The sequence below is a fragment of the Planktotalea sp. genome (assembly GCF_018607965.1).
Lineage (GTDB): Bacteria > Pseudomonadota > Alphaproteobacteria > Rhodobacterales > Rhodobacteraceae > Planktotalea.
In genome coordinates, this window is record NZ_JABBAM010000083.1 from 1 (window position 1) to 12,299 (window position 12,299).

General features: G+C 53.2%; 10 protein-coding genes. 4 read left to right on the forward strand and 6 right to left on the reverse strand.

Translation table 11 applies throughout. The annotated features are described in order from the left end of the window. Window positions 1–147: 147 nt before the first annotated feature. Window positions 148–666 carry a CarD family transcriptional regulator gene (locus QZ279_RS08000; RefSeq protein WP_293449811.1) on the forward strand — a complete coding sequence of 173 codons (519 nt, stop codon included), beginning with the start codon at window positions 148–150 and terminating at the stop codon, window positions 664–666. 72 nt (window positions 667–738) lie between these two features. Here QZ279_RS08000 and cobS read toward each other — a convergent pair whose 3' ends face one another. Next, entirely contained in the window at window positions 739–1,518 is a 780-nt protein-coding gene (gene cobS, locus QZ279_RS08005; RefSeq protein ID WP_293449813.1) for an adenosylcobinamide-GDP ribazoletransferase, read from the reverse strand. 52 nt (window positions 1,519–1,570) lie between these two features. On the opposite strand from cobS, the gene cobT reads away from it, so the two are divergent. After that, a complete protein-coding gene (cobT, locus tag QZ279_RS08010; RefSeq protein WP_293449814.1) occupies window positions 1,571–2,578 on the forward strand; it encodes a nicotinate-nucleotide--dimethylbenzimidazole phosphoribosyltransferase in 1,008 nt (335 codons plus the stop codon). On the opposite strand, the gene QZ279_RS08015 is transcribed toward cobT, so the two are convergent. Both QZ279_RS08015 and QZ279_RS08020 read right to left on the reverse strand, forming a co-directional pair. After that, window positions 2,575–4,452, reverse strand: a complete 1,878-nt coding sequence (locus QZ279_RS08015; RefSeq protein ID WP_293449816.1) for a monovalent cation:proton antiporter-2 (CPA2) family protein — start codon at window positions 4,450–4,452, stop codon at window positions 2,575–2,577. The genes cobT and QZ279_RS08015 overlap by 4 nt on opposite strands. 22 nt (window positions 4,453–4,474) lie before the next feature. Continuing rightward, window positions 4,475–4,930, reverse strand: a complete 456-nt coding sequence (locus tag QZ279_RS08020) for an Lrp/AsnC family transcriptional regulator (protein WP_293449818.1) — start codon at window positions 4,928–4,930, stop codon at window positions 4,475–4,477. Between the two features lie 139 nt (window positions 4,931–5,069). Between QZ279_RS08020 and hppD the strand changes: the two genes are divergently transcribed. Further along, window positions 5,070–6,164: a 4-hydroxyphenylpyruvate dioxygenase gene (gene hppD / locus QZ279_RS08025; RefSeq protein WP_293449820.1), complete on the forward strand. Its 1,095-nt coding sequence runs from the start codon at window positions 5,070–5,072 to the stop codon at window positions 6,162–6,164. Between the two features lie 21 nt (window positions 6,165–6,185). Here the strand turns inward: hppD and QZ279_RS08030 are convergent, their stop codons facing one another. Continuing rightward, a complete protein-coding gene (locus QZ279_RS08030) occupies window positions 6,186–8,774 on the reverse strand; it encodes a hypothetical protein (protein WP_293449822.1) in 2,589 nt (862 codons plus the stop codon). 234 nt (window positions 8,775–9,008) lie between these two features. On the opposite strand from QZ279_RS08030, the gene QZ279_RS08035 reads away from it, so the two are divergent. After that, a complete protein-coding gene (locus QZ279_RS08035; protein ID WP_293449824.1) occupies window positions 9,009–9,731 on the forward strand; it encodes an SIMPL domain-containing protein in 723 nt (240 codons plus the stop codon). Between the two features lie 52 nt (window positions 9,732–9,783). On the opposite strand, the gene QZ279_RS08040 is transcribed toward QZ279_RS08035, so the two are convergent. Then, entirely contained in the window at window positions 9,784–11,073 is a 1,290-nt protein-coding gene (locus QZ279_RS08040; RefSeq protein ID WP_293449826.1) for an O-acetylhomoserine aminocarboxypropyltransferase/cysteine synthase family protein, read from the reverse strand. 134 nt (window positions 11,074–11,207) lie between these two features. Then, window positions 11,208–12,212 (reverse strand): hypothetical protein, encoded by a 1,005-nt coding sequence (locus QZ279_RS08045; protein WP_293449828.1) that lies wholly within the window; start codon window positions 12,210–12,212, stop codon window positions 11,208–11,210. Window positions 12,213–12,299: the final 87 nt, after the last annotated feature.

Below are 12,299 nucleotides of genomic sequence, written 5' to 3' on the forward strand. Positions count from 1 at the left end.
TAGATGATGAATGATTGCCTGACACAAATCTGTTTCTGCACCCCCGCGAAATAGCCAAAACCACAAGTTGCGAGGAACGCTGGTGAAAGCCTGCGCGCCTATTTTTGTCGTGTCTGATGATCCCAAATGAGCTGAGGAAAGCCCAGTATGAGCAAGTCGAAGAACCTTGATTTTCGCCCCAATGATTTTGTTGTGTATCCCGCGCATGGCGTCGGGAAGGTCGTTTCCGTCGAAGAGCAAGAGATCGCAGAGACGATGCTGGAATTCTATGTGATCGCGTTTGAAAAAGACAAGATGACACTGCGCGTTCCCACACATAAGGCGCTCGATATTGGCATGCGTTCGCTGAGCTCGCCAGATGAAGTGTCCTATGCGATGAAGACGCTTAAAGGCAAAGCTAAGGTTAAGCGCGCTATGTGGTCTCGCCGTGCGCAGGAATATGAACAAAAGATCAACTCTGGCGATCTGATTGCGATTGCAGAAGTTGTGCGCGATCTTCACCGTACGGATGATCAACGCGAACAAAGCTATTCAGAACGTCAGCTTTACGAAGCGGCACTTGAGCGTTTGACCCGTGAAATCGGTGCCGTTCAAGGTGGCGACGAAGATGCTGCAGCACGTCAAATCATTGACGTTCTCATGTCCCGCGTGGTGCCCGCTGCATAAGCGAACCAAGACGGGAAAACGAAAGGCCGCGCTTTTGGGAGGAAGCGCGGCCTTTCTGTATCTAGCGTTTGCCTATCTCGCGAGGATCGCCAGCAAAAGTGTGACTTCGGTGATTTGCTGGCTTGCGCCGCACACGTCGCCTGTCTGTCCGCCAATTTTAGTTTGTGCGACCTTGGCGAACAGGAATGCTGCAAGGGCTGCAATTGCGCTTAGAACAAGGCCCCAAATTCCGTAGGCGAAGAATAGCGCAGCAATGCCGATGACTGCTGCTGTCCACGCCGTCTGCGCACTTACTTTGCCAACCGAGCGTGACAATCCTGTGTCGCGCGCATGGGGCAGGGTTGTCATGACCATGGGCATAACAGCGCGAGACGCAACATGGATTGCTATCAAGGCAATAGCCCAACTGTCCCAGCGTAAAACGTCCATGACTGCGCCAAACCTCATCCCTTGAACCATCAGCAATGCCAGGACGCCGTATGTGCCGATCTGACTATCTTGCATGATTTTGAGCCGCATTGCCGGATCCCAGCCGCCCCAAAATCCGTCGGCACAATCGGCCAAACCGTCTTCATGCATTGCCCCTGTGATGATGATGCCTGTCCCGATCGCTGCAATTGCAGCGGCCCATAAGGGCAAGCTAAGCCACAACGTGATCTGCGCGGCTATGCAAGCAAGAAGGCCCGTAACAAGACCAACCATCGGGTAGGCCCAGGCGGCAGATGCACTGCGCGCATAAGCGCTCTCATCCAGTTTGATCGGCAAACGGGTTAACAGGGACAGCGCTAAGGCTGAATCGCGAAAGTAGTCGTTTTGGGGTGTCAAAAGGGTCGTTCCTACCTTGTCGCTCATGCGGGTTCCGTTAAACACGCAACCAAGTTTGCTTACAACAAGGGTTGCCCAAATGAGTGCTTTTTCTTCGCTTTCTGACTTTCGTACATTGCTTGTGGATATGCCGGGCCCTGATCAGGAGGCGCGCGTGGCTGCTGAGGTGCGTAATGGTCAATTGACAAAACCCCCCGGTGCGTTGGGTCGATTGGAAGAACTCGCAATTTGGTACGGCAGTTGGCGCGGCACGGATCGCCCAAGCGTCGGCAAGCGGCAAGTCATTGTATTTGCGGGAAACCACGGCGTAACAGCGCAAGGCGTATCGGCTTTTCCGACTGAGGTGACCGTGCAAATGGTAGCCAATTTCCAGCAAGGTGGCGCGGCGGTTAATCAGTTGAGCCGTGTCGCAGGCGCTGAAATGTCTGTGCATGCGCTAGATTTGGAAACGCCGACCGCCGATTTCACGCAAAGCCCAGCGATGTCTGAGGCCGAAGTTGTTGTGGCCCTTCTGACGGGGTGGAATGCTGTGGATGCAGATACCGAACTGCTGGTCGTCGGTGAGATGGGCATCGGTAACACGACATCCGCTGCCGCAATCGCCAACGCGCTTTATGGCGGTAAGGCGTCTGATTGGACAGGGCGCGGTACTGGCGTTGATGACAATGTTTTAAATATCAAAACGCGCGTTGTTGCTGAGGGCGTGGCACTGCACGCGTCTGACGATGGCTTGGAAATTTTGCGCTGCCTTGGTGGTCGTGAATTGGCTGCAATGGCAGGGGCAATCGCCGCCGCGCGCGCAAAGCGTATTCCTGTGATTTTGGATGGGTTCATCTGTTCTGCCGCCGCAGCCTGCCTTGCCAAAGCGCAAGACGGTGCATTGGATCACGTGGTAGCAGGTCATCTTAGCGAAGAGGGCGCGCATGGCAAGCTTTTGGATGCGCTCGACAAAACTCCATTGCTGTCACTTGATATGCGTCTTGGCGAAGGGTCTGGCGCGACCCTTGCGATCAACATTCTGTTGGCAGCGGTTGAGTGTCACTCAGGCATGCTGACTTTTGCTGAAGCTGGTGTCGCTGCGGGCTAACCCTCTGAACGCCGACTTTCCAATAGCGTCAATAGCGAGGCTTCCAAGTCTCGCTCTAGCGACTTAGCACGTGCAATATAGGCCTCGTTTTCGCCAGAAGATATGTTTGGATCCCAAACGTCAGCAAGCTCTCGAATGGCGTGTCGGTCATGGGCGTAGAATGTTTTCTCTGCCTCTGCCGCTTCAAATTCTGATAGGCCAATGTTTTCCAGAACGTAACGACCCGCGCGCAGCGAGCTGTCAAACATCTCGCGTACGATGTCGTTTGCACCTGCATTGTACAGACGGAAAACATCGCTGCGATCCCCAGCCCGTGCGATGATATGCAAGTCGGGGCGTTCTTTACGCGCGTGCACAACCAACTTCAACGTCGCATCTCGATCATCTAATGCGACAACCAACACGCGCGCATCCGCAAGGCCCGCTGCGCGCAACATGTCAGGGCGGGTGGGGTCACCAAAGAAGCCCTTGAAGCCAAAGCGTCGCATCAATTCAATCGTCTTCATATCATTATCAATGACCACGGTTTTGAAACCAGACGAGCTGACCAAGCGGTTCACAATTTGCCCAAAACGGCCAACGCCTGCAATGATAACAGGACCTGCCTCGTCAATTTCATCTTGCGCTATTTCTTGTGCGGTGATGCCTGCGCGCTTGTTGATGAGCTCCATCAAGATAAACAACAACGGTGTAACAAGCATTGAAAGCGCGATTATCAGCAAGATTCGTTCAGAAAGTGCGATCGGAATCACATTTTGAGCCACGGAAAATGCGGTTAGGATAAACCCAAATTCGCCCGCTTGCGCGAGGCCAAGGGTGAACAACCAGCGGTCACGGCCGTGAAGCTTGAAGATTCGTGATAGTGCGTAAAGAACCAAACCTTTGATCAAGATTACGCCGGCAGTCAGGCTAAAAATACCCATCGGATCACGCTCAAGAACCGTGAAATTGATGCCCGCACCAACGGTGATAAAGAAGAGGCCAAGCAAGAGACCTTTAAACGGTTCGATATCCGTCTCAAGTTCGTGTCTGAATTCTGAGTTGGCTAGAACCACACCCGCCAAGAATGCGCCAAGCGCGGGGGATAGGCCAACGAGCATCATCAGGAAGGATATTCCAACGACGATGAGAAGGGCGAGTGCTGTAAACATTTCGCGTAAATCTGCGGTGTGGATGAAGCGGAAAACAGGACGGGCAAGATACACACCTGCGAGTATGATCGCGGCAATTGCACCAAGAGTGACGAGCGTGACGCCCCATCCAGGCAGATCAGCAACCAGACTAAGACTGCTGTGGCCCGTGCTATGATCCGCGTCCAAATGGCGATCAATTGAGCCGTCCGCGTTCAGTGTCAGGGTTTTAGGCAGTGCGAGCAGTGGTAAAAGCGCGAGAATTGGAATGACTGCGATGTCTTGGGTCAGCAGAACGGAAAATGTTGAACGCCCGCCTGCGGTGCGCATGAGGCCTTTTTCGCTAAGAGTTTGCAAAACGATCGCTGTTGAGGACAGTGCAAAGATTAAACCAACCGCCAAAGCCACCGACCACGTCAGGCCAAGCGCCATTGCGCCGCCCATGAAAGCCAATGTTGTCAGTACAATTTGCAATCCACCGAGGCCGATCAGCCTGTGGCGCATGTCCCAAAGCGCCCGCGGTTCCAGTTCCAAGCCGATTAAGAACAGCATCATAACAACACCAAATTCAGCGAAATGTTGCAGCTCTTTAGTTTCTGTACCTACCAATCCGAAGACAGGGCCGATCAAAATACCAGCCGCGAGATATCCCAAGACCGACCCTAGGCCGAGGCGTGCGGCGACAGGGACTGCAAGGACTGCAGCACCAAGATAAATAGAGGCGGAAAAAAGGAAACCTTCCATGGCCGATCTTTCAAATTAGGCGCTACGTGGGAAGCGGCGCGTCTTGTTTTAGTTGATCCATGACGATCTGGCTTTGCACACGCGCAACAGCGGGGTGTGGAAGGATAACATCATGAATAAGTTGATTAAGTCCTGATAAATCACTGCAATAGACGCGGAGCAAGTAGTCAGCGTCTCCCGTGAGCGTCCAAGCGCTTGTCACCTCTGCACGCAGCTCTATTAAGCGCGAAAAACTACGGGCTTGTTGTGGGCCATGGGTACCCAGTTGAACCTGCACAAAGGCTTGTACCGTTAGACCCAAACGCGTGGCATCCAAAGCAGCCCGATATGCACTGATATAGCCCTTGGCCTCTAGCCTTTGGCGGCGCCTGCCTGCTTGGCTTGCGGAAAGGTTCAATCGTTCGCTCAATTCTTGCGCTGTCAAATGCGCATTTTCTTGAAGCGCAGCGAGCAAGTTCTTGTCAGTATCGTCGAGCATGCGGGAAAATTACACCTTTTTGATGTTTATTGCGTACTTGTTGCTCATTTTTGTAACAAGGCGATGTCAAATGCGCAAACAGCGCGTGGTTTCTGCGTTAGATTTCTCGGGAGTTGCATTCAAATCTAGGAGTTTCCCTATGGGACCGTTTCCACACGACGCACCACGCGCGACAATTAGCGATGAAAACCCCGCAGGCACCGACGGTTTTGAGTTCGTAGAATTCGCGCACCCGAATCCACAAGATCTGCGCGATCTGTTTGCCAAAATGGGGTATGCGCATACAGCCACGCATAAATCCAAAGCGATTGAGCTTTGGCAACAAGGTGACATTACTTATATTATCAACGCCGAAACGAATAGCTTTGCCGCGCGATTTATCGACGATCATGGCCCTTGTGCGCCCTCAATGGGGTGGCGAGTGGTGAATGCGAAACACGCATTTGAACATGCTGTTGCAAAGGGGGCCGTCCCCTACGAGGGCGTTGACAAGACAATGGATGTACCTGCAATCGTGGGGATCGGTGGGTCTTTGATTTACTTTATTGAAAACTACTGGGCAACGTCGCCCTATAACGAAGAATTTGAATGGGTGGGTAAGGCCAACCCAGAAGGGGTGGGCTTTCACTATCTCGACCATCTGACGCACAATGTGTTCAAAGGAAACATGGACAAGTGGTTCGCGTTTTATCGTGATCTGTTCAATTTTCGCGAAATCCGCTTCTTTGATATTGAGGGTAAATTCACGGGGCTGTTCAGCCGTGCGTTGACCTCGCCCTGTGGTCGTATTCGCATCCCGATTAATGAGGATCGTGGCGAAACAGGGCAGATCGTTGCGTATCTTAAGAAATACAATGGTGAAGGGATCCAACACATCGCGGTGGGTGCAAAGGATATCTACGAGGCTACTGATGAAATTGCTGGGCGCGGGATTTTGTTTATGCCAAGCCCACCGCCAGCCTATTACGATCTCTCAAAGACACGGGTAAGTGGCCACGAAGAACCGATTGACCGTATGATGACGCTCGGCATTCTGATCGATGGGGAAGGTGTCGTCGATGGTGGCGAGACGCGGATATTGTTGCAAATCTTTTCGAAAACAGTGATTGGCCCGATTTTCTTCGAGTTCATTCAGCGAAAAGGGGATGACGGCTTTGGCGAGGGGAATTTCAAAGCTCTTTTTGAATCGATCGAACAGGAGCAAATCAACAGCGGCGAACTTTCTGCCGATTAAATCATGGTCCTTGTGGCGCTGCTAACTTTTCGGCATGCGCAGCGTCACACTGCGTCCGCTTTTCGTGTAGATCAACTGACCCTCACCAATCGCAGACACGCGACCCCCATCGACACGATCGCCGACCCTTACCTTCTTATAGCGTCCACTTGAAAGACGAACCAAGGCCCGACGGCTAGGGGGTTTCCCATAAACACCGATCAAATTAACGCGGCGAAGGTTTATTGCATTCTTAACGGTTGCTGATCTTGCAACTGACGTGCTCGAAGGGATGCGCGGCGTCACTGTGCGTGGGGCGACCGCAGCAACTTGCGTGGTCTGTTGTTCTGCCTGCTGTTCCGCAGATTTCTGAGCGCGCGAAACGATACGTGCGAAATTTCGCGGGCGTACAGAGGGCACTCGGGAACTTGCCACCGCAAGCCGTGTTGCGGGGGCTTCGGCTGCCTGGATTTCTTCGGTTTCTTTTGCCACTTTCGGACGCAATTTTGGACGTAACTTAGAAAGCTCGGCGCGGGAATTACCACCGAGTTGGGTGCGTTCGGCATTTTCAACTAGGCCTGAGGGGCGCACTTTTGGACGTAAGGACGCAACGGGCAGATCCTCGATTACGTCTGCTATTGGTGTGTCGTCAGGTGTCAATGCCGCGGTGCGAAGGCGCTCAGGAAGTGCTGGAGGCACGCGCGAAGGGCGCCCCAGAATTACCAAAGCGCCTTCCGGCGTAAGGACACCATCGGGTGTTGCGACGACTAGATCGTTGTCTGCTAGATCCGATCCCGCGGGTATCGGTGCGCTAAGCCCGTTTGGCAAAAAGTCCTGGGGGCGGTTTAGGGGTGCAAGGGCAAATGCATCCTGCCCAACGATGCGAGAGTCGATGGATGCTAAGTATATGTCGTCTAGCGAAATCTTAAGGGGCGATGCGGGTTGAATGGGCGTTGCAAGCCAAATGCCCGTCGCCGCATATTTTGCGGCTGCTTCTTCGGGCGAAATTAGCGGTGGAGATGGTTCGACCTGCACAAGTGCGTCTTGGGTAAACGGCAACTCGCCAGTCGCAAAATCTTCTTCACCACTTTCGAATGAGGCCAGCTCGACCAACTCCTCTTCGTTTGGCCCCTCGTCTGTGAACGAAAGCTCTGCAACTGCTGTGTTACGATCCGTACCACCAAAGAAACGGGCCAAACCCTCGTCAAGATATACGGACGCCCAAGCTGCGACGGTGACAAGGAACAAAAGCAAGATCGCCGTCAATATAAGTCCCAAAAAGTGGGGCTTGCCTCCAACTGGACTGGCATCTTTTGTTTTCTTTGGCTTGCGCGCTCCAAAAACGGTCATCCGTTCTTTTTCGTCTTGCGTGACGATCTCGACCTCTGGCTCTGGCAGAGGCTCTTTTGACGTGCTCTTTGCCAGGGCGCGTTTGGCTAAGATCCCTTGGACACCAGCGACAGCTGCGCCACCCGCTGATCCAGCAAGTGCAGCAACTTTGATCGCGGCAGACGTACCATTGCGCTTCAGTTTTGTAATCGGTGCAATTGTTGCATCGGGCTGATCCTGAGGGGCGCGAAGATCGGCAATCGGTGCGCCATCAGCCGCACCTCGAAAGGGGGGGGTAGAGCGCGGTACAGCCGCGAAACCCGCAGGCATCTGAGGTAGGTCATTATCATAATCTTGCGCCACGCCAGGACGCATTGCTGATAGACTTGCGCCAACATCGCCCTCGTTCAACGCAGCCATGGACATTCCCGTGATACGTGGTGAATTGGCGTTTTCGTTCAAGGTTGGGGCTGAAACGGGGATCGGTGCAACAGGTGGTCGTTCTAAACCTACATCACGATGTGCGCCATCAAGCCGTGGAGCAATAAGGGCAGGTGTTTCAATCGTTTGTACAATTGGTGCCGTTTGTACATTTTCGATTTCCTGTTTCACAGGGTCAGCGCGACGCGAAGAGAAACCAGGAAGAGCAGGCGTTGTGGGGTCTGCAATCGTGGCCGGGTCTATTTTCGGGGCGAGCGGCGAAGTGTAAGCAACCTCATCCGTAACAGACACCGGTTTGGCAACAGGGTGCATTGCGACCGCTTCGCCCGTCGCGATAGCGAGAACACTGTCAGTTTCTAAAGCCACGACACCCCTAGCTTTAGCAGATGCGCTCAATCCAAAATTTGGCTCTTTGGGAAACAGATCAGATGGGGGTGCGGCAACGAATCCAAGGGGTTCGAAGCCATGGTCGGTTGCGAAAGCTTCTGCTTCTTGCAGCGTTTCTTTGGCGACGGCAGCAACATAGACGCGGTCTGTTTCATTGGCAAAATCAAATTCCAGCTCATCCACCGGGTAAGGTGTAGCGCCATCGAGGGCACTTAGGACTGCGGCATGAAGCGCGTCTTTATCCAAACCACTGGCATCAACGAACAGATATTTGATTTGATCATCGGGAATAATCAGTTTGGTTTCAACAGGTCCACTGCCGAGCGTGCTTGCCTTGTCTTTCAACGCGGCAAGATCACCTGCGAGATCGGCGGAACCTATGTCGACATCGCCCACGCGTCCCCATCCCGCAGCCTGACGCTGAAGGAGTTGGATTCCGCTGTAGGAAAGCGACAGTGCAAAATTCGGTCTCATACGAGTTAAATAGTCTCCCCACGCGCGCACTGGGAGTCGGTACGCCACATTAACCAAAGTATAGCAGCTTCTTGCCTAGCGAAAGAAGTCTTGCCGTAGAGAAGTTTACCCCAAATTTTCCTATCTTACATTGGCTTTTCGCCCAAGGATCAGTGCTGCGCTTGCGTCTAACATCTAATAGCGGGCAGGATGATCCTGCAGTGTTTGCAATTTGAATAGAGAAAGAGAGTTACAATGCCCCTAAAAAATTGGATATTTGTGCTGTTTCTGGCCTTGGGAGCTAGTCATGCGACCCTTGTGATCGCCCAGACGCAGGCCCCGATGCGGACTGTTGTTGTGATTGGGAACGGCAGTGTCAGCGCGGCACCTGATAAAGCTGTGATCTCGCTTGGGGCGCGTCATGCCGCGAAAAGTGCGGCGGATGCATTGGCAAAAACCAATGAAGCGGTCGCAGCGATTCTCTCGCGGATGGATGCAATGGGGGTCGATTCGAAAGATATGCAGACATCATCATTGAACTTGCGGCCTGTTTGGCGCGAAAATTCGCGCGATGAAAACGGTGAGATGATTCCGCCTGTGGGCTTTGAGGCGTCCAATTCGATCCAAGTGAATTTGCGTGATTTGGACAAGCTTGGTGCCGTTTTGGATCAGGTGACGCGCGACGGTGCTAATTCGTTTTCGGGCTTTCGATTGGGGCTGATTGATCCGTCCCCAATCCTTGACCAAGCGCGCATGGCTGCCATTTCAGAGGCGCGTCGTCGAGCCGAGCTATATGCAACGGCAGCGGGGATCACTTTAGGGGACATTTTGTTGATCACTGAGGACTTGAATGATGGTGGCGGAATGCCGGCGCCGATGATGGAAATGTCGATGTCGCGCTCATCTTCCGTGCCAATTGCGCAGGGCGAAGTCAGTCAGAGTGCGCGCGTCAAAGTCGTGTTCGCCATCGCTGAATAACAAAAAGGCCCCGACATAGTGCGGGGCCTTTTCATTTTGAGTTTTGAACGACTTAGGACGCGGCTTTGATCGCCTGATCCAAATCCGCAATCAGGTCTTCAGCGTTTTCCAGACCGATGGAGATACGCACAACGCTCGGGCCTGCGCCGGCTGCTTCTTGCTGCTCAACCGTCAATTGGCGGTGGGTTGTAGAAGCCGAGTGAATGACCAAAGAGCGTGTATCGCCCAAGTTTGCAACGTGTGAGAAAATCTCAAGACTGTTGACCAGTTTCACGCAAGCGTCATAGCCACCTTTGAGCGCGAAGGTGAATAAACCACTTGCACCCTTTGGGCAGATTTTCGCGACGCGGTCATTGTAGGGCGATGACGGCAGGCCGGCGTATGTGACGTAATCCACGTTTTCGTTCGTTTCGAGCCAGCTTGCCACTGTCATCGCGTTTTCCACGTGACGATCCATACGCAAGGACAGGGTTTCAATGCCCATCAATGTGTAGTGCGCGGCCTGTGGGTTCATGGTCATGCCCAAGTCGCGCAGACCGATGGCAATGCCGTGGAATGTGTAGGCTAATGGGCCGAAGGTTTCCGCGAATTTTAGGCCGTGATATGCAGGCTCTGGCTGGCTGAGGGATGGGAACTTGTCTGAGGCTGTCCAGTCAAATTTGCCACTGTCGACAACGCAACCACCTGTCACAGTGCCGTTGCCTGTGAGGTACTTCGTGGTGGAGTGAACGACCAGTGTCGCGCCGTGTTCGATAGGGCGGCACAGATATGGCGTGGCTGTCGTGTTATCCACGATCAAGGGAATGCCTGCCGCGTCAGAGATCGCAGAAATGGCATCCAAATCAGTGATGTAGCCGCCGGGGTTTGCGATGGATTCACAGAATACCGCGCGCGTATTGTCGTCGATGGCAGCTTTGACAGCAGCGCCGTCGTCGAAATCAACAAACTTGGCTTCCCAACCGAAACGTTTGATCGTTTGGCTAAATTGCGTGATCGTGCCGCCATACAGACGTGTGGACACAACAACGTTCATGCCGGGTTGCATCAGCGGGAACAGCGCCATGATCTGGGCTGCGTGACCAGAAGAACAGCAAACCGCGCCAACACCGCCCTCAAGCGTTGCAATGCGTTCCTGCAAAACCGCGACCGTTGGGTTGGTCAGGCGGGAATAGATGTAGCCGACCTCTTGCAAGTTAAAGAGGGCCGCTGCGTGTTCTGCGTCGCGAAAAACATAAGCTGTGGTCTGGTAGATCGGCGTGTTGCGCGCGCCTGTTGCGGGATCAGGGCGGGCACCTGCGTGAATTTGCAACGTGTCAAAGCCGTAGCTGGGTCCATCAGTCATGTTTTCTATCCTCAGGTTTATATGCGTTTGGGATAGCTTTATGCCAATGACGCCAGTCTCACAACATAGCGCACGGAATTTGGAACATGCGTTTTGGAATTCTGCCCATAAGCGGACAGATGTTTTCGTGCCGGTTAACGCATCCAGAAGTTATTTTTCTTGATCCGGTTGCGAATGGCCTGCTCCTTTCGGGGCAGGTCGTCTTGATCAAAGAGGTCACGCACTTTGTGGCCGCGACCCTGATAGACCATACGTTTGATGACCTCAGAACCCTTGAGGACCTTCTTGATCTTGTTGGGCGCTGTGACCTCTTCGAGCACCTCGACCACACGATCGCTTTCACGCGCATAAAGCAGGGGCAACATCCGATAATGACAACTGACATCGCCATCTAACAGGCCACGAGACAGGGTATCTTTGCCGCCTCCAAAGCTGTGGATGACCAAAGGCAACGCAACCTGATCAAGCCATGGATCAAGCGTTTGGCACACAAGTTCAACAGGCGCATCATCGCGGATGGCTGTCGCGTATTCCAAGAAGCGCGAACCAAATTTTTGCGGGCATTCAGAGTAAAAATAGCCTGCATTATAATAGGGGTAGCGGCGCCAGTATTCGTCTGGATATTTCAGATCCAACGAGCTCTCGAAATCAAGGCCAAACTTATCATACAGTGACTTCCACGTTTCAGCGTATTTGGGACCATAGAGTTCTTGCTGGGGCCACGTGTTTTCGCGACGTAGCGAAGCAGACGGGCGTGCAAAGTCGAACGGGACTTCAGATAGATCGCCTGTGATCAGAGTGTCCGTGTCAAAGAAGACGAAGTTTTCGCCCTTGGGCATCGCAGCCAAGGCTTCGATCTTGTTGCCATAGGGGTAACTTTGACCAAAAACTTTACTTTCGAATTGAATGAATTCGCCGCCAAGTTCGATCAGCAAGTCGCGCAATTCGCCGTCTGGCAGGCGCATGTCTTTTGCCCAAAGCGGGCTAGGCATGGGTTCAGCCAAAAGCAAGCGACCCTGAAAATCAGGACTGCAATGGCGCAAAGAGGCCGCAAAAAGTGCTGCTTCATAGGCCAAACGGCCATTTTGGACGACTATCATCACATTTAAGGATGGATTTGTTGTGCTCTTCTTTGCCATGCTGGCCCCATCTGATCGCGGGTTCGCGTGATCCTAGGGTCAGGACCCATTAACTGATTGAGCCTGTGGGGCTGATATGATTCACGA